The 24,294-nt window shown below is 32.0% G+C and carries 26 protein-coding genes and 1 riboswitch; of the genes, 4 read left to right on the top strand and 22 right to left on the bottom strand.

Annotated features, from left to right (window positions below; translation table 11 throughout):
- Positions 1–7: 7 nt before the first annotated feature.
- The 6 genes from KA814_RS08930 to KA814_RS08905 all read right to left on the bottom strand — a co-directional run bounded on the left by KA814_RS08930 (position 8) and on the right by KA814_RS08905 (position 7,034).
- Entirely contained in the window at positions 8–499 is a 492-nt protein-coding gene (locus tag KA814_RS08930; protein ID WP_064209855.1) for a PH domain-containing protein, read from the bottom strand.
- Entirely contained in the window at positions 492–1,997 is a 1,506-nt protein-coding gene (locus tag KA814_RS08925) for a PH domain-containing protein (protein WP_064209854.1), read from the bottom strand. The genes KA814_RS08930 and KA814_RS08925 overlap by 8 nt, the downstream gene beginning before the upstream one ends.
- A complete protein-coding gene (locus tag KA814_RS08920; protein WP_046207781.1) occupies positions 1,990–2,469 on the bottom strand; it encodes a PH domain-containing protein in 480 nt (159 codons plus the stop codon). Before KA814_RS08920 ends, KA814_RS08925 begins: the two co-directional genes overlap by 8 nt.
- A 221-nt stretch (positions 2,470–2,690) precedes the next feature.
- The gene (cshA, locus tag KA814_RS08915) at positions 2,691–4,205 is read right to left on the bottom strand and encodes a degradosome RNA helicase CshA (protein WP_064209853.1); all 1,515 of its coding nucleotides are present in this window, start codon (positions 4,203–4,205) and stop codon (positions 2,691–2,693) included.
- Positions 4,206–4,595: 390 nt separating this feature from the next.
- Positions 4,596–5,951: a UDP-N-acetylmuramoyl-tripeptide--D-alanyl-D-alanine ligase gene (locus KA814_RS08910; protein WP_064209852.1), complete on the bottom strand. Its 1,356-nt coding sequence runs from the start codon at positions 5,949–5,951 to the stop codon at positions 4,596–4,598.
- A 12-nt stretch (positions 5,952–5,963) separates the two neighbouring features.
- Complete coding sequence (locus KA814_RS08905) at positions 5,964–7,034, bottom strand: D-alanine--D-alanine ligase (protein WP_046207778.1); 1,071 nt, start codon at positions 7,032–7,034, stop codon at positions 5,964–5,966.
- 259 nt (positions 7,035–7,293) lie between these two features.
- On the opposite strand from KA814_RS08905, the gene KA814_RS08900 reads away from it, so the two are divergent.
- Positions 7,294–8,481 carry an FtsW/RodA/SpoVE family cell cycle protein gene (locus tag KA814_RS08900; RefSeq protein WP_070657370.1) on the top strand — a complete coding sequence of 396 codons (1,188 nt, stop codon included), beginning with the start codon at positions 7,294–7,296 and terminating at the stop codon, positions 8,479–8,481.
- Between the two features lie 266 nt (positions 8,482–8,747).
- Here KA814_RS08900 and KA814_RS08895 read toward each other — a convergent pair whose 3' ends face one another.
- The 3 genes from KA814_RS08895 to csoR all read right to left on the bottom strand — a co-directional run bounded on the left by KA814_RS08895 (position 8,748) and on the right by csoR (position 9,660).
- Positions 8,748–8,888, bottom strand: coding sequence for an Lmo0850 family protein (locus KA814_RS08895; RefSeq protein ID WP_099091318.1), 141 nt, complete (start codon positions 8,886–8,888; stop codon positions 8,748–8,750).
- A gap of 257 nt (positions 8,889–9,145) precedes the next feature.
- Positions 9,146–9,352 (bottom strand): putative copper chaperone CsoZ, encoded by a 207-nt coding sequence (csoZ, locus tag KA814_RS08890; RefSeq protein ID WP_046207776.1) that lies wholly within the window; start codon positions 9,350–9,352, stop codon positions 9,146–9,148.
- A 14-nt stretch (positions 9,353–9,366) separates the two neighbouring features.
- Entirely contained in the window at positions 9,367–9,660 is a 294-nt protein-coding gene (csoR, locus tag KA814_RS08885) for a copper-sensing transcriptional repressor CsoR (protein ID WP_046207775.1), read from the bottom strand.
- A 140-nt stretch (positions 9,661–9,800) separates the two neighbouring features.
- Here csoR and cls point away from each other — a divergent pair, with 140 nt between their 5' ends.
- Complete coding sequence (gene cls, locus KA814_RS08880; protein WP_064209850.1) at positions 9,801–11,285, top strand: cardiolipin synthase; 1,485 nt, start codon at positions 9,801–9,803, stop codon at positions 11,283–11,285.
- Positions 11,286–11,562: 277 nt separating this feature from the next.
- Positions 11,563–12,207, top strand: coding sequence for an HD domain-containing protein (locus KA814_RS08875; RefSeq protein WP_064209849.1), 645 nt, complete (start codon positions 11,563–11,565; stop codon positions 12,205–12,207).
- Positions 12,208–12,405: 198 nt separating this feature from the next.
- Here the strand turns inward: KA814_RS08875 and yidC are convergent, their stop codons facing one another.
- From yidC to KA814_RS08840, 7 genes are all read right to left on the bottom strand, one after another.
- Positions 12,406–13,275 carry a membrane protein insertase YidC gene (gene yidC / locus KA814_RS08870; RefSeq protein ID WP_046207772.1) on the bottom strand — a complete coding sequence of 290 codons (870 nt, stop codon included), beginning with the start codon at positions 13,273–13,275 and terminating at the stop codon, positions 12,406–12,408.
- An 86-nt stretch (positions 13,276–13,361) separates the two neighbouring features.
- A complete protein-coding gene (gene thiE, locus KA814_RS08865) occupies positions 13,362–14,000 on the bottom strand; it encodes a thiamine phosphate synthase (RefSeq protein WP_064209848.1) in 639 nt (212 codons plus the stop codon).
- Positions 14,001–14,002: 2 nt separating this feature from the next.
- Complete coding sequence (thiM, locus tag KA814_RS08860; protein WP_064209860.1) at positions 14,003–14,782, bottom strand: hydroxyethylthiazole kinase; 780 nt, start codon at positions 14,780–14,782, stop codon at positions 14,003–14,005.
- Entirely contained in the window at positions 14,775–15,596 is an 822-nt protein-coding gene (gene thiD, locus KA814_RS08855; protein WP_070039513.1) for a bifunctional hydroxymethylpyrimidine kinase/phosphomethylpyrimidine kinase, read from the bottom strand. The genes thiM and thiD overlap by 8 nt, the downstream gene beginning before the upstream one ends.
- Positions 15,589–16,278: a thiaminase II gene (gene tenA, locus KA814_RS08850; RefSeq protein ID WP_046207769.1), complete on the bottom strand. Its 690-nt coding sequence runs from the start codon at positions 16,276–16,278 to the stop codon at positions 15,589–15,591. Before tenA ends, thiD begins: the two co-directional genes overlap by 8 nt.
- A gap of 79 nt (positions 16,279–16,357) precedes the next feature.
- Positions 16,358–16,455, bottom strand: a riboswitch (TPP riboswitch).
- Between the two features lie 304 nt (positions 16,456–16,759).
- Entirely contained in the window at positions 16,760–17,461 is a 702-nt protein-coding gene (locus tag KA814_RS08845; RefSeq protein ID WP_046207768.1) for a transglycosylase family protein, read from the bottom strand.
- Between the two features lie 448 nt (positions 17,462–17,909).
- A complete protein-coding gene (locus KA814_RS08840) occupies positions 17,910–18,329 on the bottom strand; it encodes a single-stranded DNA-binding protein (protein WP_046207767.1) in 420 nt (139 codons plus the stop codon).
- A gap of 189 nt (positions 18,330–18,518) precedes the next feature.
- On the opposite strand from KA814_RS08840, the gene KA814_RS08835 reads away from it, so the two are divergent.
- Positions 18,519–18,959 carry a YwpF-like family protein gene (locus tag KA814_RS08835; protein WP_046207766.1) on the top strand — a complete coding sequence of 147 codons (441 nt, stop codon included), beginning with the start codon at positions 18,519–18,521 and terminating at the stop codon, positions 18,957–18,959.
- A gap of 49 nt (positions 18,960–19,008) precedes the next feature.
- On the opposite strand, the gene fabZ is transcribed toward KA814_RS08835, so the two are convergent.
- The 6 genes from fabZ to atpG form a co-directional block, all read right to left on the bottom strand.
- Complete coding sequence (fabZ, locus tag KA814_RS08830; protein WP_046207765.1) at positions 19,009–19,446, bottom strand: 3-hydroxyacyl-ACP dehydratase FabZ; 438 nt, start codon at positions 19,444–19,446, stop codon at positions 19,009–19,011.
- Between the two features lie 63 nt (positions 19,447–19,509).
- Entirely contained in the window at positions 19,510–20,775 is a 1,266-nt protein-coding gene (gene murA, locus KA814_RS08825) for a UDP-N-acetylglucosamine 1-carboxyvinyltransferase (RefSeq protein ID WP_064209846.1), read from the bottom strand.
- A gap of 101 nt (positions 20,776–20,876) precedes the next feature.
- The gene (locus KA814_RS08820; RefSeq protein ID WP_046207763.1) at positions 20,877–21,110 is read right to left on the bottom strand and encodes a DUF1146 family protein; all 234 of its coding nucleotides are present in this window, start codon (positions 21,108–21,110) and stop codon (positions 20,877–20,879) included.
- Between the two features lie 433 nt (positions 21,111–21,543).
- Positions 21,544–21,948: a F0F1 ATP synthase subunit epsilon gene (locus tag KA814_RS08815; RefSeq protein ID WP_019468303.1), complete on the bottom strand. Its 405-nt coding sequence runs from the start codon at positions 21,946–21,948 to the stop codon at positions 21,544–21,546.
- Between the two features lie 18 nt (positions 21,949–21,966).
- On the bottom strand, positions 21,967–23,379 hold the full coding sequence (gene atpD, locus KA814_RS08810) for a F0F1 ATP synthase subunit beta (RefSeq protein ID WP_019468302.1): 1,413 nt from the start codon (positions 23,377–23,379) through the stop codon (positions 21,967–21,969).
- A gap of 21 nt (positions 23,380–23,400) precedes the next feature.
- Positions 23,401–24,267, bottom strand: a complete 867-nt coding sequence (atpG, locus tag KA814_RS08805) for an ATP synthase F1 subunit gamma (RefSeq protein ID WP_046207762.1) — start codon at positions 24,265–24,267, stop codon at positions 23,401–23,403.
- Positions 24,268–24,294: the final 27 nt, after the last annotated feature.

Genomic DNA, 24,294 nt, shown 5'->3' with positions numbered 1-24,294 from the left:
TTTTTTATTATAAATTCTGTGGCATAGAATGATTACCTTTTTTTATTTCTTGTTTCAATGTATTTGCTTTATTTTTGTCAATTAGCTTTATTTCAGTATTTCCACCGGCTGTCGACAAGGTTAAACTCGCCAAATTATATTTTCTCATTAAGATACCTTCATGGGTATCGACATTTTGAATACGAAACAAAGGAATTTTCACTACATTAATAAACCACAAGCCATTTCTAACCGTGATTTCTTGATTTTCTAACTTATATCTAAATATTTTATATTTATAAATCGGTCTAATCATACCACCGATAATGATAACAATGAATGCAATTATGATATTAATCGTCCATAACCAAAACATGACTTTAGAACTTATTAAATGTAACCATACCTTATCTATTACTGTAATAATTGATAAAGCCAAAATTAATAAAATTGCAGTAATTATTGAAGCAATACAAATGACTGTTTTTCCTGATGGATCCATATAATTATATTCATTCATCAAAATCACCTCTCAAATACCATGATTTTAGTTTTTCCACATGACTAACTTCACTATATTTTAACCCTATTTCTGCACTGCCAGCCGCTTTAGCAATGATAAATTTAAAGTTTGCTAGGTTACTTCGAATAAGAAACGGATTTTCTGACATTTCCATACCTAACAATTTGTTGTGTTTAAAATATGTGTTTTTAAATCCAAACATAGTTACATTCCGCACAACTAATTCATCGTGATTTAAGTTTAAACCAGAGGATTTAATAACGATAAAACTGTGAAGAATCATTATTAATATTAGGCACCCTGCAATAACAAATGACCAAACAGACCAGTAATAAGTAGCAATCGTAGCACCGATAAGTAATACTAGTGATTCTCTCCAAAAATACCTATGAAATCCCCTCCAAGGCATGCCTAGTTTTGGTTCAGTGAATTTCATGTCTGGTATCAGGTGCTTTATCAGATAAAATGCTTTTTGCCTCTTAATAAATGGTAAAATCATTACATTGCCGCCTAGAGTAACATCATCCTTATCAACACCATCCATATCACTCGTAATTACAAAATGAATTGAAGTATAGCCAAATAACTTTCTTATAAATGATTGACGTTCTACAATCGCTTGCACACGGTCAGTTGGTACAGTAATACTTTTGACATTAAACAAACCATATTGAATATTTAACTGTGTACCTTGTTGCTTAACCGTATAATTAAAATTTCTAACTATTTCTATGATAGTGCCAAAAATATAACTCACTACAATGACCAAGACAACAATCATTAAAATAATCATAAAAGCAGTCTGAAAAATTTCAGAAAATGTATTGGTAATTTTATGCCAAGGTAAAATATCACTTAATGCAAACATGACTGGTGACAATGTTGCAAAAGCTACACCAATGACACCACTTGTTAAAGCCATAAATAAAAGTTCTTTAAAGTTTAATTTATAAATATTCATAGCTGGCGACTGCATTTTTTGTTCTTTTTCAGCATCCTGCTCTGCAAAAGAATCATTGTTGTCACTGATTTCGCTATTTTGAGTTAGTTTTTGCTGTTTTTCTTTTAATGTTTGCTGTATAAAATCACTTTGATTTTTGGATACAGTGTCTAACTCTATACCATCACTAGGCGTTTTAATTTGAAGTATTACCCCACCCACAATTTGATTAATAATACCTTGTGAAGTATCTAACGTTTGAATTCTGCGTATATTTAACTCTTTCCTTTCTTTACTAAAAATACCAGTGGCTAAAATAAAATGATCATTTTCAATCCAATATCTAGTGTTATAAACCTTTAATATTTGTATTATAAACGAAATCAGAAAGATAATAGTAACAATGCCTGGATAGATATATGATTTATAATCCGTAAAATCAAAGTTGCGTAAATTAAACACTAAAAAAATAAAAATCAAAATAATATTTTGTTTAATCGCCTCTATTATTCCAGTTATGTATGAAATTGGATGTAATTTTTGAGGACTATACATCATAATCAGCTCCTCGTAAGTATTTTAAAATATTATGTTCAAATACTTCAATTTCCTTTGTTAACATCAACGGGAAATCAAGTGAGTGGCCAGCTGTCACCAAAGTTAGCCTTGATATATGTAATTGTTTTAATAATGGATTGCTTTTTCTTTTTAAAAATTGCGTTCGCTCATATTTAACAATTTCATTCTTTTTAAAAAATATTCCTGTTTTGATTTCAATATATTGGTCTTTGACGCAGTAAAAAGTATATTTATACTTCAACCAAGGTCTCAACAGCATATATATTACATCAAAAATCGTTATTGCAATAAATATGTAAATTAAAAAATGCCACCAATTATAATGATTCCATAAAAATACTAATGCAATCATAAATAATAAACTAACAATCAATTCAAGAGCTTCTAGTATGTAATAATATCTCATCGCTTGTTTAGGGCTGCGCCTAAATTGTTGGTCGTTAGTCATAATTACACTCCTCCATAAAATTTTTCAATTCATTATAACATAGGGACATGTTTGCTTCATTATCGTCGTAGAAGGCAATGATTATTCTAATATTTTTATCATCACTTTAATTTCCCACTTTTTCTAATCACTTTTATGTGATTGAATCGATTTTAGATATAAAAAAATCACTCCAATAAATTGGAGTGACTAAACCTAAAATTCATATATGATAAAGTATTTTATTTTTTATGGTCTGCGAATGTGCGACCCTTCATTGATTTTTTGTTGTTTCTATCTGATGATCTATCATTTTTCTTTTTATTGTTGAAGCCGCCTTTATTTGGACGACGATTTCTGCTATCGAATTTGCCGCCACCACGTTTATGGTTTCCACCACGTTTTGGTCCACCTTTACCTTGGCGACCTTTGCCTCGAGATAATGGCTTTTCAAATGTTAATTGAACATCAACTTCATCGTTTGATTCAACTAACTCTTGCAATAATGCTGCTACTAAATTTACATCATTATATTCTTCCAGTAATTCTGTTGCAATACGTTCCAGTCTTGGTTCGCTATCTCTTGACATCCAGTTTTGAACTTTACCTTTAATGTCTTCTTCACGTGCTTTAAGCACTTCTTTACGATGCGGTGGTCTCAATGCAGTCATTTGTCGTTTGTTCGTTTGTTCAATTTGACGGATATAATCCATTTCAATTGGGTTAACAAAAGTAATTGCTACACCTTTTTTACCAGCACGACCCGTACGGCCAATTCTGTGAGTATAACTTTCAGTATCTTGAGGTATATCAAAGTTATAAACATGGCTTACACCTGATATATCGAGTCCTCTTGCTGCAACATCTGTAGCAACTAAGATATCTAATTGGTCGTTCTTAAATTTCTTCAATACTTCTAAACGTTTAGCTTGTGTGATATCGCCATGTAAACCTTCAGCTTTATATCCTTTTGAAATTAACGCACTTGTTAGTTCGTCAACACGACGCTTAGTACGACCAAAAACAATTGCTAACTCAGGTTGATGTACATCTAAGAAATTTGTAAATGTATCAAATTTTTCTAATTCTTTTACAATTGTGTAATATTCATCTATTTGAGGATCTGACATTTCATTATTCATAGTTTTAACAATTTCTGGTGATTTCATAAATTGTTGTACCAATGTTTGAATAGCTTTTGGCATTGTAGCTGAAAATAACATTGTTTGACGTTGTTCTGCTGGTATTTTATCCATAATAAATTTCATATCATCAATAAAGCCCATATTCATCATTTCATCTGCTTCATCTAATATTAATGTATGAATAGTGTTTGTTTTTAACGTACGACGATTTAAATGATCAATAACACGTCCAGGTGTACCTACAACAATTTGTGGACCCTTTTTAAGTGATTTAATTTGACGATCTATTGGCATTCCACCAAATACAGTTACTATTTGTACATTTTGGCCGGTCGCAAATGCTCTAAGTGATTCAGCAACTTGCATCGCCAATTCTCTAGTTGGTGCTAATATTAATGATTGAACTCCATCTTGTCCTGCCACTTTTTCAATAAGTGGAATACCAAAAGCGCCTGTTTTTCCTGTACCTGTTTGCGCTTGACCAAGAACATCCTTACCTTCTAAGGCAAGAGGGATACTCTCTTTTTGTATAGGAGTGGCCTCATCGAACCCCATTGATACTAGGGTTTCTACCGTTTTATCTGAGATCCCTAATTCTTTAAAATTTTGCAATATAATTCTCCTTTATTTATCTGTATTTCTCTACATATATGTTCATCTAAGTTTCTTCAACTTCTTTATAGTACCACCTCAAGTCTATAATCGCAATAAACCAAATTTATTATAATGACATAATTCCCCTCATTAATAATCAAAGTAAACTGAGAAAATACTGTGATATATAGGTTGTAAGCGTTTAATTATATTTACCAGTATTTATTTTTGTTTACGAAAAAAAATTGTAGATTTATTTATATTGATAATTTTTAGTAATTTTTAAAAATAGTAACTTAAATGAACTAGTTCAAGTTACTAACTATCGAAATATCTATTTTATTTATAACAAAATAAAACACCACTTTCCCACTAATAAAAGTGATATGAAATGTGGTGTTAATAATTTTAAATTAAGGCATCTACAACTTCTTCTAATTGCATCCCTCTTGAACCTTTAATTAGTATTTTATCTTGTGGTTCAGTATTTGATTTTAATGACTGTATCAGTGCAGCTTTATCTGTAAAATGTTCTGCATATTTTACAAACGCTTTGCCTGTACGATGAATATGACCCGCTTCTGTTCCATAAGTATATAACGCATCGATTTGTTTATTAACTAAATAATCACCAACCGCTTCATGCATTGTTTGACTATTAGGCCCTAATTCTAAGACATCACCTAACACAAGTATCTTGCGGCCTCCCATACTGCTGAGTGTATCAATAGCGGCTTTCATACTAGTTGGACTAGCATTATAAGCATCATTGATAACAAGCGTATCGGAGTCGGTATGGTGTTGTTCCATTCTCATACCTGTAAGTTGAACCGCTTGAATATTTTGATGTATCGTTTCATAACTCAGATTAAGCCGTTTACCAACAGCTATAGCTATAGTTGCGTTTTTCATATTATGTTCACCTAAAATTGGTAATTCATAATGCTCATTTTCATTAATATTAAAAATAATACCAGTATCATCTATATTGTCAATTTTACAAACTAAATCATTATTTTCTTTTTTACCTATACTCATTAAATCTATATCTACTAATTTATCGACATGAGGCTTTAATAATGGCTCATCTCCATCGTAGATAAATAGACCTTGAGGTTTAAGACCAAATGAAATTTCCGCTTTAGCTTTCGCTATACCTTCACGCGATCCTAAATCTTGCATATGTGATTCACCAATATTAGTAATAATTGCAATATCTGGGTTAGCTAATTGTGATAATGCTTCAATTTCATGAAAACCAGACATACCCATTTCTAATATAGAAATTTCAGTATCTTGATCTAATTGCAAAATGGTTAACGGCATACCGATTTCATTATTATAATTTCCTAGTGTTTTTTTCACTTTAAATTGAGGCTTTAATACACTTTCTATCATGTCTTTAGTCGTTGTTTTACCATTAGAACCTGTAACAGCGATCACAAATGGATTAACAAATGCCAAATAGGCTTTGGCTAACTGCTGCAATGCTTCCAATGTGTCATCTACCCAAATAATAGGTCCAGAAATTTGAGGGGCTAAAACACTGTCCTTCTGACAAAATGCCGCTCCCGCACCATCTTCCAATGCTTGATTCACATATTTATGTCCGTCGACATGTTCTCCTTTAAAAGGAATAAACAAATTTTGTTCGTCGATTTTTCTTGAATCTATAGAAACACCTTTAATTGTGTAATCTAAATAGTCATTATCAATCTCGCATGGAATCCAATCTTGAATTTGTTCTAAAGTTACTTCAATCATGATTTAACCGCCTCAATCAATTTTATATTTATTTTTCTTTTTATCTTCATGTTTTTCTTTTGCTAATTCAATTAATTTACTTATGAGTTCTGCATAACTTACGCCCATGTTTTCCCATAAACTTGGATACATACTATAAGCTGTGAAACCAGGCATAGCATTTGTCTCGTTTATAAAAATTTGATTATCTTCCGTTACAAAGAAATCAGCGCGCAATAATCCTGAACAATCTGTTGCTTTAAATGCTTCTACAGCCATATTTCTTAAAGTCATTTTTACATCATCATTCAAGTCAGCTGGAATATCCAATTTGATTTTTCCATCTTTATACTTAGCTTTGTAATCATAAAATGCCACATCTTTAACTACCTCTCCCGGCCAAGTCGTTTCTGGGTAGTCATTACCTAAGACAGCCACTTCAATTTCTCTAGCGTTGATGCCTTGCTCAATTACTAATTTACGATCAAATTGAAATGCTTCTTCTATACCTTGTTTCAACTCTTCCTCATCGTTACACTTACTAATACCTACGCTTGATCCCAAATTTGCAGGTTTCACAAATACAGGATATTCTAACTTGTCATGTACTAATTTCAAAATATTATTTTCGTATTTTTGATATTCGCTTCTTAAGAAACTTACATATGGTAATTGAGGTAAGCCTCTATGCGCAAAGAGTTGTTTCATCACAAGCTTATCCATTGAACTTGAGGCTGCTAGCACACCATTACCAACGTATGGAATATCTAACACTTCAAATAAACCTTGAATTGTTCCATCTTCACCATTCGGTCCATGTAGTAATGGGAAAACCGCACTATATGCTGTGCCAAGGCTACCTTCATTTAATAATTTGGAGATTTCTCCGGCAGGAACATCTGCTAATCGTAACGCATCTATGTCATCTATAGGATCTACGATATTTTCTTTCTTTTTCCAATCTCCATCGTTTGTTATGTAAATAATGTCCACTTGATATTTTTCTTTATCAATCGCATTTAAGACATTTTGTGCTGTTAATATTGATACATCGTGTTCAGCACTTTTCCCTCCATATACGATACAAACATTTTCTTTAGCCATATTTTAGCCTCCATATAGAATTCTTAAACTACATCATATCACGATTTATTAGCATTTTGCATTTGTTATGTAGTTGTAAAATAATTGTTTTTTATAAGTATATTGAAGTTTTTAAAGTATTTAAAGTGAAAACTTCAATGACACTTAAAATAATTATTTAAGTTTTACATACCCTACTTCTAGCAAAATCGTATAAAGTTCGGTAAAATCTATATATACTACAAGTAATTGAAATAATAGTTTTCCAAAGGAGTAAGAAATGAATACTTCACGTCAATCAAAAAATAATCATTGGATCCGAAAAATAGACTGGATTTTAATTGGCTTCATCGCATTACTAGCAATCATAAGTATTACGTTTATTAGTTCTGCAATGGGCGGAGGTCAATATAGCGCTAACTTTAGTATACGCCAGATACTATATTATGTTTTTGGGGCGATTATCGCATTTCTAATAATGCTAATTTCACCTAAAAAACTTATGAAATATACATATTTACTTTATATTATACTTTGTTTCTCATTGTTGTTATTACTAATTATTCCAGAAACACCTATCACACCGATTATTAACGGGGCAAAAAGTTGGTATACGTTTGGACCAATTAGTGTTCAACCATCCGAATTTATGAAAATAGTTATGATTTTAGCTTTGGCCAAAATTGTAACTAAACATAACCAATTTACATTTAACAAATCTTTAGAAACTGACTTTAAATTATTCTTTAAAATTATCGGTATAGCTTTTATCCCTATGGTACTTATATTATTGCAAAATGATTTAGGTACAACACTAGTTATCTTTGCGATTATTGTCGGTGTTATGATAATCAGTGGAATCACTTGGAAGATACTAGCACCTATATTAATAGGGTCAGTCGTTATTGCTTCTACGGTGATATTATCAGTGATTTATAAACCTTCTATTTTAGAAAATAGTTTCGGCATTCAACCTTACCAATTAAGTCGTATCAATTCGTGGCTTGATCCCTATACTTATAGTAGTGGTGATGGATTTCATTTAACAGAATCACTTAAAGCGATTGGTTCTGGACAACTATTTGGTAAAGGGTTCAATCAAGGTGAAGTTTATATTCCGGAAAACCATACGGATTTTATTTTCTCAGTTATTGGGGAAGAATTTGGTTTTATTGGTTCAGTCATTTTGCTATTGATTTTTCTTGCATTTATTTTTCACTTAGTAAGACTTGCTACTAAAATTGAATTACCGTTCAGTAAAATTTTCATCATTGGATTTACTACAATGATTCTATTCCATATCCTAGAAAATATTGGTATGACCATTCAGTTATTACCAATTACGGGTATACCATTGCCATTTATTAGTTATGGTGGTAGCTCATTATGGAGTTTAATGTGTGGTATTGGTGTGATATTATCAATTTATTATCACCAATCTAGACAATATACAACGCAAAACAAATAGCTACTTGTTTTGCATTGACATATTTAAAAAGCGTTGAAAACTCTTAGATCAAAAAGTTTTCAACGCTTTTGTTTTTTATAAATTTATCGTTCAACACGGCACACTAAAATGGAATGAGTAGAAAATCAATTTATTTAATAAGGCTTCACCGTACCATCCCTTCAAGTCAAGATTAACTGCTGCTTTAACAATAAGAGGCTGAGACAATTAATGTCTCAGCCTCTTAAATTTGCATATATGCTTTTAATCTTTGTATGGGTAACGCACTATTTCAATTCGTTAGCGGTTTTCACAGTCGTTGGTAAAGTATGCATAACTTCTAATCTTGATTTAGTTTTCTTTATGTTTACCCCTAATGATGATAATAGTTTAACTACATTTTGAATCTTTTCGTTATCTTTACTCATATCATCACTCCTAAATTCTAGCTTCTATTATATCTTACCCTATTTATTTCCGAATTACTACATGTTATTGAAATTTTCTTTATCTTATAAAATAATTTTTGTTTTATTACGTAATTTTAAAACATTCACTTATAATTATTATAAGCAATAAAAACAAAAACAGAATATAAATCAATACCAGTCAGTCTATTGATTGTTTCACCCTGTACTTTATAACATGATATGAGAAAGATAACATTTCAATGACTAAAGTCGATTTAATACAAAATTTCAAATCCTAAATCATATAAGTCTTTTTCTAAATTGTTTAAACTTGCTGGTGTTTCAAATTCTATAAACACTTGTGCTTTTTCAATTTCAACTGAAACATGATTCACACCGATGATTTGTGATAATGTTCTTTCTATTTGAAGCTTATCTTGTTTATTATCTATTTTACGTAAATAAATCGTTTGTGATTCCATTGGCGTCACCTGTTCTAATCTTTCATTAACTTTTGGAAAGTTACCAACAACTCATCCATTGCTTCTTGTTGCTCACCTTGGTTCACTTTATCCATAATACAACTTTTCATATGGTGATCTAATAATTTCGTAGCAACACTATTAAGTGCTGATCTTGTCGCTCTAATTTGTGTAAGCACATCATCACAATATACATCTTCATCAATCATACGATTGATCGCTCTTACTTGTCCTTCAATGCGATTTAAACGAGATTTTAAATTTGATTTAATTTGTTCAGAATGATGCGCTTTTTGCATTTCTGCCATGATCCAACGCCCCCTCTTAATATATATTTATAATATACCCCTATCAGGTATTAGTCAAGTGATAAAAACGTGGTACCATGTTACAATGATGAAGAATTTATCAATTGTAAATTAATTGAATAGCAATTTGGAGGTTTAATATGATAGATATTTTTGCTATAACTTACAACCATACAAACGTCATCATTAATGTTATTCTGATTGGCGCATTTATATTAAACCTAATCTTTGCATTTACAATTATCTTTATGGAGCGACGATCTGCTGGTTCTGTTTGGGCATGGATATTGGTTTTGGGTCTTATACCTATTTTAGGTTTTATCGTGTATTTACTTTTTGGTCGCCAAATCCAACGCGAACATATCTTTAGTTTAGATGAAGAAGATAAAGTCGGCATTGAAATGATTGTAAATGAACAACTAGAAGCCTTGAAAAATGATGATTTTTCTAAAGGCAATCATCAAATCGTAAAATTTAAAGATATGGTTCAAATGTTATTGTATAATAATGCGGCTTTCTTAACTACTGATAATGATATAAGCATCTTTATAGATGGAAAAGAAAAGTTTGATGCACTTATTGAAGATATATATAATGCCAAAGATTATATACATATTCAATACTATATTTTCCGTAATGATTATCTAGGAAAACGAATATTAACTGCATTAGAACATAAGCTTGACGAAGGTGTCGAAGTGAAAATGCTTTATGACGATATGGGTTCTAGAGGTTTATCTATAAAAGACTTTAAAGCTTTTAGAAAAAAAGGTGGACTCGTTGAAGCATTCTTTCCATCTAAATTACCATTAATCAATTTGAGAATGAATAATCGAAATCATAGAAAAATTGTTGTTATCGATGGACATATTGGTTACGTAGGTGGATTTAATGTCGGTGATGAATATTTGGGACTTAAGAAAAAATTTGGATACTGGAGAGATACACATCTCCGTATCGTTGGTGATGCCGTTAACGCTTTACAACTTCGTTTTATGCTTGACTGGAACTCACACTCAACACGTGATAATTTAAGATATGAAGAACGTTATTTTCCAGACGTAGATTCAGGTGGTACGACGGGTGTGCAAATTGCTTCTAGTGGTCCTGATGAAACGTGGGAACAAATAAAATACGGTTATTTAAAAATGATTGCTTCAGCAAAGCATTCTATTTATATACAATCGCCTTATTTTATTCCCGATCAAGCATTTTTAGATGCTGTTAAAATTGCTTCTTTAGGTGGCGTGAACGTAAATATCATGATACCTAATAAACCGGATCATCCTTTTGTTTATTGGGCAACATACAATAACGTTGCTTCTTTATTAGATGCTGGTGTGAATATCTTTCACTACAATAATGGTTTCTTACATTCTAAAACACTCGTCATTGATGATGAAGTTTCCAGTGTTGGAACAACAAATATGGATCACCGCAGCTTCACATTAAACTTTGAGATAAACGCATTCATCTATGACCCACATATTGCTAAAGCTTTAAGAAAGGCTTTTGAAAAAGATTTAAATGTCTCTTATAGATTAACTAAAGCACTATATGAACAAAGAAGTTTATGGGTCAAATTTAAAGAAGGCATTTCAAGATTATTATCTCCGATTTTATAGAATCATTATCAGTCCGAGACTTATCATATGTCTCGGACATTTTTAATCTTAGTAATTATAAACAACCGAATTAAAAAATGTATTTCTACGCTTATAAAAGCTTAAAGTATATACATGTTGTTTGTCACTCTAGTAAAAACACTTAATACTTTCATCTTAGAAAGATTGTTGATCACCCACTATTTAAACACATCAATGTATTATTTATAATTTTATAACAATTAAATCTCAATTAATAATTTAGTTTAGTTTTTTGTCAAAATGGAGGCAACTTGATATGACTAATGAAGATATAATCACTAAAGCGCAAAACTACATGAAACTTTTTCATAAAGATGATACAACCGGGCACGATATTGCACATATACAACGCGTAACAAGATTAGCAGAATATATTGCTAACAATGAACAACAAGGTCATTTACTCACCATACAATTAGCAAGTATTTTACACGATACTATCGATAGCAAACTTACAAATACTAAAGAAGCAAAAGTAAAGTTAGCACAATTCCTCAATGGTTTGGAACTTGATCTCGTAATACAACAAGATGTGTTACATATTATTGAACATATCAGTTATAAAAATGGTAAAAATGATCATGTTAAATTATCGATTGAAGGACAAATTGTTCGTGATGCTGATCGTTTAGATGCGATTGGTGCAATTGGTATAGCACGCACATTTCAATTTGCAGGTCATTTTGGTGAACCTATGTGGATTGACCAACAATCCAATAATATAAAAAAATCTAATCAATCATATTTTGATTGGAAACCTTCTGCAATAAAACACTTTTATGAAAAATTATTTAAACTTAAATCACTCATGCACACTCAAACAGCAAAAAATTTAGCGCAACAACGACATGAATTTATGAAAAATTATGTAGATACTTTTTTCAAAGAATGGTATTTTTAAAAATTCAAGTATGTTTGTTCCAGACTTTGTAGACCATCTTTATATATTGGATAGCTAAGTCACTTTCGAAACTAAGATACATTTATTTTAAATATAAAAAATAGAAGCACTTGAGATAATCATCTCAAGTGCTTCTAAACTTTATACCTGCTATATATTATGTACCAGGTCTATCATTTAAATTAATGATGTAATGCATTATTTCTTTTTAGATTTCTTAGGTGCTACTTGTGTGTTTTTACCTTTGCTAGCTTTTTCAGAATTATTGTTCTTCATTGCTTCAATCATTGGAGCAACTTCTTTTTTAGCAAGATTAGAATAATACATGTTGGCAACTTGAGTTTGTACAATCAAGAATGCCGCACTGACTGACCAATAAAGACCTAATGCTGACGCAGAACTTAAAGAAATCCAAACAATCATAATTGGAGAAATAATCATCATCATATAACCCATTTGACGTTGTTCATTTGGCATACTCTTACTTGATACAAAAGCTTGTAAGAAGTATAAAATACCAGCGATAACAGTAATCCAAATATCAGGTTGAGACAAGTTAAACCAAAGGAAATTTGGGTGTTCCGTAAATCCACCACTTGACGGATATTTCAATACGAAAAATAAGCCCATAATGATTGGCATTTGAATTAAGATTGGTAAACAACCTAACATGCTCTTCATTGGATTCATATCGTATTTTTTATATACTTCCATCATTTCTTGGTTTGCAGCCATTTTTTCTTCTTGCGTTCTAGAACGCTTAACTTTTTCTTGAACTGCATCAATATCCGGTTTTGCAACCTTCATTTTTTCTCGCATCATATGACTATTTTTATAGTTTGATAACATGAAAGGCAATAATACAACACGTATTGCCAATACAAGTACTACTATTGCTAAACCATAATCATTGTTGAAACTTGTTCCCAACCAATGAATTAACTTGTCCATTGGTTCTACAAACGTATTAAAGAAAAATCCATCTCTATTTTCAGGTTTAGAGTAGTCACAGCCTGCTAAAAGGACCATTACACCTAATAATAAAGGTAGTAGCGCTTTCTTTTTCATTTTTCCACCTCTAATGATATATTCACATAAAATTTATTTTATCATACTCAAAGGAAAGTAGAAAACAAAAAAAGAAATTTTCCGCATTATTCAACAGTTTGTAAAAATTGTTGTACAGTTTCTTGGATATTTGAACTTTTCGAGATTGCTGAAATAATTGATAATCCATCTGCACCATGATTCATAATGATTTGAGCATTTTTTGTATTAATACCTCCAATTGCAACGATTGGAAAATCTTGAACTTTAGTTCTTAATGTTTGAATCATTCCTGGACCCACTGGAGCTTTAGCATCTGATTTTGAGCCCGTATGATACATCGGTCCAACACCGATATAATCAACATTGGTTAAGTCCGATACTTGATATTCTTCTAAATCACTTACACTAAGACCTATTATTTTATTACTAAATGTACTGGCGAATGCATCAATATTGGCATCATTTTGTCCTACATGTACTCCATCAGCATCTATTGCTTTTGCTAAGTCTACATCATCATTAACAATAAAAGGAACATGATAACTTTTACATAAAGATAATAATTTTTGTGCAAGTTCAATTTTGGCATTTCCTGTTAATGAACCGTCCCCTTTTTCTCGAAATTGGAACATTGTAATTCCTGATTCTAAAGCTTCAGTCACAACATCTATGATTGATGTTTGTTTTGGTATATCTTGTGTACCACAAATAAAATATAGCTTTAAATACGCTTTGTTAAACATAGTTACACCTCTTGCTTATTTTGATATTGTATATCAGTTTCAAAGGTCATATTATACAATGCATTTAACAATTCTACTTTAAAACTACCAGGTCCTGCTGAAATTTGTTCAGCTTTTTCTGCAGCGATATTATATAGAGAGACCGCTTCTATTAACGCATTTATAGAAGGAGTTTCTGAGTCAACAAAACTTGCTACTATTGCTCCTAATAAGCAACCAGCACCAGTTATTCTTGCCAACAATGGAGATCCGTTAGATAGTTTAAATATGCGTTCATTCTGAGCAATAACATCCTCTTTGCCAGTTATGACAATCGACGTATTAAAGTGTTTGCGTGCTTCTTTTGCAATTGATACTGAATCTAAACTACTATCGCCGTCAGTTCCCTTCATTTTAGTATCGCTATTAATTAACGTTAAAATTTCAGAAGCATTTCCTTTAATAACAGTAACTTTTATTTCATTGAGAAACTTTTTGCAAAAATCTTTGCGGTATTGTGAAGCACCTACAGCAACAGGATCAAATATAATCGGTTTGCCAAGATGATTCGCTGTTTTAGCGATGTTTAAAATATCTTGTTCTCTTTCTTTTGTTAACGTACCAATATTTATTAACAAAGCGTTTGCAGCTGTCAGCATATCATGTGCTTCTTCAGGCGCCTCACTCATTGCTGGACTAGCACCAAGACTTAACAAACCATTTGCAGTAAAATTTTTAACTACATCATTTGTATAACAAATGACAAGCGGTTGATCCGCCCTTAATTTTTCTAAATTATTCATCATCTAAACCAACTTCCTTCATATATGCAAAATGGTTTACTGGACCTCTACCTAAACCAATTTCTGGTGTATGTTTAATACTAAGTGAAATAAATTTCTTCGCTTTTTGAACTGCATCGAACATCGATTTACCTTTTGCTAACTCTGCAGTAATAACAGCTGAAAAAGTACATCCTGTACCATGTGTATGTTTTGTATCATATCTAGGTTCTTCAAAGGTAAACACATCATCTTGTGTAAATAAATAGTCTATAGCTGTATTTTCATCACTTGAATGTCCACCTTTTATAACTACACCCTTGCTACCAATTTCATTGATAAATATATTGCCAGCTTGATAAATCGACTGTTGGTCATTAATTGTAATACCTGTAATTTCTTCAGCTTCTGGTAAGTTGGGCGTCGCTATTGTAGCGTAAGGCAATAAAATATTTTGTAAGTTTGCTTTAGCATCATCATCCATCAAAGAATCACCACTTTTTGCTAACATAACTGGATCGATAACATATGGAATATTGTCGTATTTTTTTAAATACATTTGAATAATCTCCATCATTTCTTTAGATGCAATCATCCCAGTTTTCAAAGCATGTGGTAGTTCATCTGAAAATACACTTTCCATTTGCTCTTCTAACCAATGTGAATCTAGATTATGAATATGTTGTACGCCTTTAGTATTTTGAGCCACAATGCTTGTTATTGCAGCCATACCATATACACCACATGCATGGAATGATTTTAAATCTGCCATGACACCTGCACCACCGGTAGGATCTGTTCCAGCAATCGTTAACGCAATCTTAGGTTTATTCATTATTTTGACCTCCGTATAACCAATTTTCTTGTATATATGCCATATTAAAGAAATTTCGTTCATGTATCGTACTTTGTAAGAAACAAGATTTTATTGCTTCTTTTTCTTCAACTGCAAGATTTTGCGTTAATCGGTCCATTAATTCATCAAAAATATTTACCAATTCATCCATTTCCGTACTATAAAATTCAAACCATTTTGATAAAATTGAGTCTTTATTTAATTCACTGTCTTTCAACGCTTCTTTAGCAATCACTTGATACACATATGGACAAGGTGCCATTGCTGCAATTGTATATGCAGCATTTTCTTTTGAATAGGCATTGAAATACATATGTTTGATATAATGATCTCCACTTGGTGGCCAAACTTTTTCTTGAACGATTTCACTATAGTTTTGTTGTACATATGTTGCTAAGATTTCGTGTGCTTCTACTTCACCATCAACTATAAATTGTATTTGTTCTACTAAAAATTGAACCTCTTCCAATCTACTCATTTTTGGTATTAACAATGCATATATATTTGCAAATTCTTTTAAATAAGAAGCATCTGCTCTCAAATAAAATTTCAAAGCCTCTTCAGAAATCGTACCATGCAACATTTCTTGGATAAATGGATCATTATAGATATCCTCAATAATTGGTTGTGAAGCTTTTTTTAATTCCTGTGAAAATAACAAATTTAGCCCTCCTAATTAAAAAAACTACATCCCACGTAGGAATGTAGTTTATTAATATATATTAGAGCAATTTCCCAAATATTAATGAATGCTACTTTCCTACGTTGGTCTTAACCAAATCAGGTTATAAGGGTCTGAATTTCTCATCTCAGCCATAAGGCTCCCCTAGTAGTTTCTTTATTATGTATTTATATAAAACATATCAAAGTACATCAACTATTGCAATAAAATGGTTTATATAAACCTTCTAGTAATACAAAAACCTTTAATATGATTGTACTACCAACAGTTATCAACTAAGTTAAATGTACTTATAATTAGCTTTATATACTCTAGATGCACATTATTTATAAGAAAAAATATGCAGGACTTTGGCTATCGTTCATGCATAATTACCACTAACTTAATATAGCAATAAAAAGCTGAGACAATTAAATTGTCTCAGCTTTTCCAAAAATAAACTTTATTGTATTTTGTTATATTATGCTGTAACCCATTGTGAAGGGCCAACTTCATCATATAATTTTTGAGCTGCTGCATCTTGAACTGCTTCTGGTGCGTTAGCAGCTGGTTGACCTTGATATTCAGCTGGAGCTACTGAATCCCATGTACTTTGTAAGAATTGGAACTTACCTGAAGCACCTGATGATGGGTTTGTAGCATGAATATCGCCACCTGATTCACGTTGTGCAATTTGTTGTAAGTGTGCATTCACACCTGATGAGCTAGTTGAAGCTTCATTTGAGCTTGATGATTGAGTTGAAGCTTTTGTAGTTGCTTCTTGTTGTGGTTGTTGTGTTTGTTCAGTTTGTGGAGCAGCTTGTTGAGCTGGTTGCTCAGTTTGTACTTCTTGTGCTGGTTGTTCAGTTTGTGCTTGTTGAGGTTGTTCAACAGAAGTTGTTTGTTCTGATGATACATCTTCACTAGAACCTCCACCAAAACTCCATGACCATGTTTGGCCATCTGATTCAAAATTATAATTTGTACCATTATAATTAAAGTTATAGTTATATGCACCCTCTTGTACAGGTGATGCATTTAATTGTTCTGGATTAGATTGTGCTAAGTTTGCTAATTCTGCTTTGTCAACACCTTGTTCAGCTGCGTCTGCTGAGTTTCCTGCTGCAAATCCTGTTACGCCTAAGCCTACTGCTAATGTTGAAGCTAATACTGTTTTTTTCATTTTTAAAAATTCCTCCTATAAGGTAAATAATTTTTTTCGTTATGATTAATTTGCAAGTACAACTATAACATCTTAAAAACAGTAGTAGGTTACAGCCAAATAAAAAAGTACACCTTTTCTTTACATGGTGATTACATTTATAAAATAGAATATAAGCATCATCAACTATGTTGAAAACTGCTATGAAAGTTTATGTGACTATTTAACAAATATAGTGAGTGTAATAAAATTGTAATTTATCAGATTATTCTGTATTATTTCGAGATAAATTTCTACCTTCTTATAAAAGTACATTTTCCTATAAAGTATGTATTTTAGCTATTCCTATTGTCTATTGTTAATTTAATAGACAATAAGAATAGCCTGATAGAAGTATAATTAAATAGTAGGATTAAATATATTAGATTTGATGGGTTAAATTAACGGGGAGTTGGGAGTGCTTGAAATATTATACAATTTCATAAATTTCGTTTTCTTCAAAATCAAATTGACTTATAAGATCTGGGTTTTGATCTATTGGAAGTGGATCAAAAAGTGTTTCATCTTCATTTTTAGAACGTGGGGACATAAATTTAATAGTTTCAATAAAAATTTCTGATACAAAATGCATCTGTCCTTCTTTTTCAAATTTTCTCGATTGCATTTGTCCAGTTATACCAACCAATGAACCTTGATTGATATATTTTTCGACATTATTAGCAATTTTTCCGAATGCCTTACAAAATAAATAATCACAAATAACTTTTTGATTTTTATCTTTATAATTTCTTGAGACGGCTACGCAAAATGTAGCTAGTTTATTACCTTCCTTCTCATAAATTTTAGGGTCCTTTGTTAGTCTCCCTACAATGACAATACTGTTAATCATATGTCACCTCCTCTATAAGTAAATCATAAAAAATTCACATGATTCCGTCAAAATACAGTTTTTATAATTTCAAAAAGTAAATGACTACAAAATTCTACTTTTTTCACCTTTATCATAGAAAATTACGTTATAATGATAATATAAATACATTTTATGTAGAGTTTAAATTAATTAAATGGATGTGAGACGATGAAAACATTTAAAGCCGTTCGATTTCAAATCGTATCAGAAAATGGTGGCTTAACTGAGTACGAATTAGAAGATGGTGTCATCATCAATAAGGAAAACAGTGGCACTGGCTGGTTGCTTGAAATCGTCATTTCAGATTATCATTATGAAACTATGAAAACATATATGGATAACGAAACATTATTAGACATACGTGTCGTTATCACTAGACCTGCTAACGATCCAGCTTTATTTGATGCAACCATTAAACATATCATTCAATTAGAAAATACAATTTCTGTTGTTTGTGAATGTCACATTTACACATTAAGACAAGTTTATGCTGAAAGTTTGTTAGAACAATTAATAGATGAAGGTTTATCTGGTGAAGACTTGAAGAAATCCTTTAATAGAATGATGCAATCTAAACCAAGACTGAAGGATGAAAAAGTAGATAAATAAAAAATAGTGTTACAGCCCGTTTTAAACAGTCTGTAACACTATTTTTTTATTATTTGTCTTGTAAAGCAAATGTTAACTCACAACTACATGCTAACTGTCCATCTACTGTTGCCTTAGCACTACCTTTACCAATAGGGCCTCTGAGCTTCGTGATTTCAACTTCTAAGCGCAAAGTATCTCCAGGTGTTACTTGTTTTTTAAAACGACATTTATCGATACCAGCAAATAGTGCAAGTTTTCCCTTGTTTGCTTCGCTATTTAACATAGCGACTGCACCTGTTTGTGCTAAAGCTTCAGTAATTAATACGCCAGGCATTACTGCATATTCTGGAAAATGACCTTGAAAGAATGGTTCATTACCTGAAACTTGTTTAATTGCTACACATCGTTGACCTTCATCGTATTCTACAACACGATCAATCAATAAAAATGGTTGCCTATGTGGAATAATCTCTTTTATTTGGTTGTAGTCAAAAATTGTTTCCATAATTTGCTTCCTCCAACTTTACTTCTCTCTGTTTCCAATTTATTAATATAATATATTATAACATTAATCTTGTATTCTTTTGATGTCAGCACCTAATGCCTTTAATTTACCATGCAAATCAACATACCCTCTGTCTAAATGCTTTAGTTCAGTAACATATGTTGTTCCTTCAGCTACTAGTCCCGCTAAAATAAGTGCTGCTGCTGCACGTAAATCCGTTGCTTTTACTTGAGCGCCTTGAAGTTGACTTTTACCTTCAATTTTTGCACTTCTTCCTTCAACAGTGATTTTAGCATTCATTCTTTTAAATTCACCGACATGCATGAATCGATTTTCAAACACAGTTTCCGTTACTACTTTATGTCCATTTGCAGTTAATAATAACGCCATCATTTGTGATTGCATGTCTGTAGGAAAACCAGGATGTGGAAGTGTTTTGATATCTACCGGTTTCAATTCGTTTTCAGCACTTACACGAATAGCATCATCAAGGTATTCTAGATTAACTCCCATTTCTTCTAATTTATAAACTAGACTCGTCATATGTTCTTTGATTGCACCGTTAACTAAAACATTTCCTCTTGTAATTGCACCTGCAATTAATAATGTACCTGCTTCAATTCTATCAGGTATAATTGAATGCTCGACGCCATACAAGGCTTCAACACCTTCAATCGTAATGGTGTCAGTACCAGCACCTAACACATTTCCGCCCATTTCATTAATATAATTTGCTAAATCAACAATTTCTGGTTCACGTGCGACGTTTTCTAAAACAGTTTTACCTTCAGCTAATGAAGCAGCCATGATAATATTTTGAGTCGCACCTACGCTTGGAAAATCTAAGTGAATCGTTGTACCTTTCAATCCGTTAGTAGTGTTTGCGTATATAAAACCACCATCCATATGGATTTCAGCACCTAGTTCTTCAAAACCTTTAATATGCTGTTCTATCGGTCTTGAACCAATTGCACAACCACCCGGTAAAGCAACTTTGGCATGACCTAATCGTGCTAGTAAAGGTCCCATTACAAGTATACTTGCTCTCATTTTACTTACATATTCATATGGTGCTTCTTCATTTAATTGTTTTGTTGCATCTACTGTAACTTCTTCTTGTTCTTTATTATAAGAGACCTCAGCATTTAATGTAGATATTACATTATTAATTGTTTCTACATCACTAAGTGCTGGTACATTTTTTAATTTGCTCACGCCTTTTGATGCTAATAGTGATGCTGTTAATACTGGTAATACTGCGTTTTTTGCACCCGAAACTTTCACTTCACCAGTTAATTTTTTACCACCATTAATTTCTATCTTATCCATCTTAAATCCTCCACTTAACTACTTATATATTGCCTAAAATTTTTATTCAAACTTACTATTAAATTATATCGATAATCATACGTAATATACAATTATTTGAATTATTGTACCAAATATTTTATTTGTGTAGAAAATTGTAATAAATCTACAATAAAATTACTGACCGAAGTTCCAATTAATATTGCTAAAAATATCATACAAATTTGAACTTGTACTGGAAAACCTTTTTTAAAAAATTGCTCTAATCTCACTGCATTCAATGCCCAATAAGCAATACAAATACAAAGGACATGTAGTATGAGATGTACAATTGAAAATTGTCCTAAATATTCCATAAGCCATTCTCCTTGATAAACACTATTTATATATTTTACACGAAACACTAAACAAAAGATACTTAATAATTAGATTACTGACTTTTAAATAATAAGCGTCAATTTAATATTATTTTCCCATTATATATATCATGTATGCATAACTATTAAAATTAAATATTTTTACTTACTTTACTTCTAAACGATTAAAAGTATATGTGAAAGTAAAACTTTTACTTTTTTATTCATACTACACTCTTAAATCTTTGGTACATTATTATAATTCACTTGTGATTTAAGAAAGTTACTATAATCCATATTTTGAATTAATGTTTCATTGCTAAATTAACGCTAAAAATTTAATTTTGACATGTTTAATTAGAAAAGAAAAAGTCGACAAAGTAAAAACTTTGTCGACTTTTTTAGATATTCGTCATAGTATATCTTTTATTCATTATTGTAATTGAGCGACACGAAGACGGTTATTAGCACGATCTAATGCGCGTTTGGCTCTATTTATGTCACTGCTATCTTCTTCATTGTTTAAATGAGATTCTGCTCTTGACTTAGCTAATTCTGCTCTAGCAACATCAATTTCATTCGCAGGCTCTGCAGTTTGAACAATGATTGATAATTTATCTTGTCTTACTTCAACAAAACCTTCACTCACTGCAATATATTCTGAACCACCGTCAAAATTAATTTTGGCATAGCCAATTTCAAGTGCTGCAACTGTTGGAATATGTCCATACATGACACCGATTTCTCCAGCAGTAGTTTGTAAAACTGCCAGAGTGACATCTTCTCGGTCGTAAACAGAACCATTAGGAGTGACAATATTTAGGCTTAATGTATTCATTATCCATACCTCCTAATTTTAAACTTCAACACCCATATCTTTAGCTTTTTCAATTACTTCATCCATGCTTCCAACTAGACGGAATGCATCTTCTGGAATATGATCGTAATCACCATTTAATATTGCTTTGAAGCCTTCTACTGTTTTTTGAACAGACACATAAGATCCTTTTTGCCCAGTAAATTGTTCAGCTACGTGGAAGTTTTGAGATAAGAAGAACTGAATACGACGCGCACGTTCTACAGTTTGTTTATCCTCTTCCGAAAGTTCATCCATACCTAAAATAGCAATAATATCTTGTAATTCTCTATATTTTTGTAAAGTAGATTGTACCTCACGTGCTACTTCATAATGTTCTTGACCAACAATTGATGGATCAAGGGCTCTAGAAGTAGATGCTAATGGGTCAACTGCAGGATAAATACCCATTTCAGTTAATTTACGCTCTAAGTTTGTAGTTGAATCTAAGTGCGCAAATACTGCAGCTGGTGCTGGGTCGGTATAATCATCGGCTGGCACGAATACTGCTTGAATTGACGTTACAGATCCTTTAGTTGTAGAAGTAATACGTTCTTGTAATTGTCCCATTTCCGTTGCTAATGTAGGTTGATAACCAACGGCTGAAGGCATACGTCCTAATAGTGCAGAAACTTCTGAACCGGCTTGCGTAAATCTAAAGATGTTATCGATGAATAGTAGAACATCTTGTCCTTGTTCATCACGGAAATACTCAGCCATAGTTAAACCAGAAAGTGCTACACGCATACGAGCACCAGGTGGTTCGTTCATTTGTCCAAAAACCATCGCTGTCTTTTTAATAACACCACTATCACTCATTTCAAAGTATAGGTCATTACCTTCACGAGTACGTTCACCTACACCAGCGAACACTGATATACCACCGTGTTCTTGAGCGATATTATTGATCAATTCTTGGATTAATACAGTTTTACCAACACCTGCACCGCCGAATAATCCAACTTTACCACCTTTAATATAAGGTGCTAATAAATCAATAACTTTGATACCTGTTTCTAATATTTCAACTTTCGTAGATAATTGATCAAATGCAGGTGCTTCTCTATGAATTGGATCACGACGTACTGAGTCATCTATGTCTTCATCTAAGTCTATCGTATCACCTAATACATTAAACACTCTACCTAACGTTTCATTACCAACTGGAACGCTAATGCTGTTTCCGCTGTCTCTTACTTCTGTACCACGTTTAACACCATCAGTTGAATCCATTGCGATTGTACGTACTACGTCATCGCCAAGTTGTAATGCAACTTCTAACGTTAATTCAACAGTACCTTCTTCTCTTTCTATATCGAGAACTAAGGCATTATTAATTTCTGGAACTTCATTGTGCTCAAAGCGAACATCAATTACTGGACCCATAACTTGTGTTACACGGCCTAATCCCATGCTATTTTCCTCCTTTAATCATTATTCAAGTGCAACTGCGCCACCAACAATTTCAGTAATTTGTTGAGTGATTGCTGCTTGTCTCGCTCTGTTATATTCGATAGATAAATCATCAATGATATCTGTCGCATTATCAGATGCATTTTTCATAGCCGTCATACGTGTTGCATGTTCACTTGCTTTTGCATCTAAAATCGTTCCATATATTAAACTTTCAACATATTGAGGTAAAATGACACTTAAAATTGCTTCTTTGTCTGGTTCAAATTCATATGAAGACATTTGACCATGTCCTAAGCTTGAATCTTCTGGAGACAATGGAAGCACAGTTTTCATCGACGGTGTATTTTCTAAAACACTGACGAAATGACTGTAATAAATTTTCACCTCATCCACAATCTCATCGTTATACAAATCTATTGCTTTTTTAGCAATTGCTTGTATTTCTTTAAATGAAGGTTGATCAGGAACTTCTGTTAAAGAATCATGAATGTCATATCCTTTATTTTTAAGAAAATCAACACCTGTTTGGCCTAAAACTAAGATGGAATATTCATCACTACTACTATGTTTGCGTTCAATATCTTTCATTAGATGTTTCAACACATTCGCATTGTATGCACCCGCAAGGCCTTGGTCACTAGTAATTACGATATAACCACTTTTCTTCACTTCTCGTTGTTGTAACATTGGGTGATGTGAATTTTTGTCCGCTCCAGCAACAGCTGTAATTGCATCTTGCATTTTAACCATATATGGTCTGAACTGATTCGTATTTTTTTCAGCACGACGCAATTTCGAACTAGAAACCATGTTCATTGCTTTCGTAATCTGTTTCATCTTTTTTGTTGATTTTATTCGTGTATCGATTTCTTTAAGAGATGCCATTATCTCACCACCTTTTATCTACATTAA

Origin of the sequence: Staphylococcus sp. GDY8P196P (assembly GCF_017891705.1) — a bacterium.
Lineage (GTDB): Bacteria > Bacillota > Bacilli > Staphylococcales > Staphylococcaceae > Staphylococcus > Staphylococcus ureilyticus.
The sequence above is the reverse complement of the archived record's forward strand: the minus strand, read 5'-3'. Positions and strand labels throughout refer to the sequence as shown.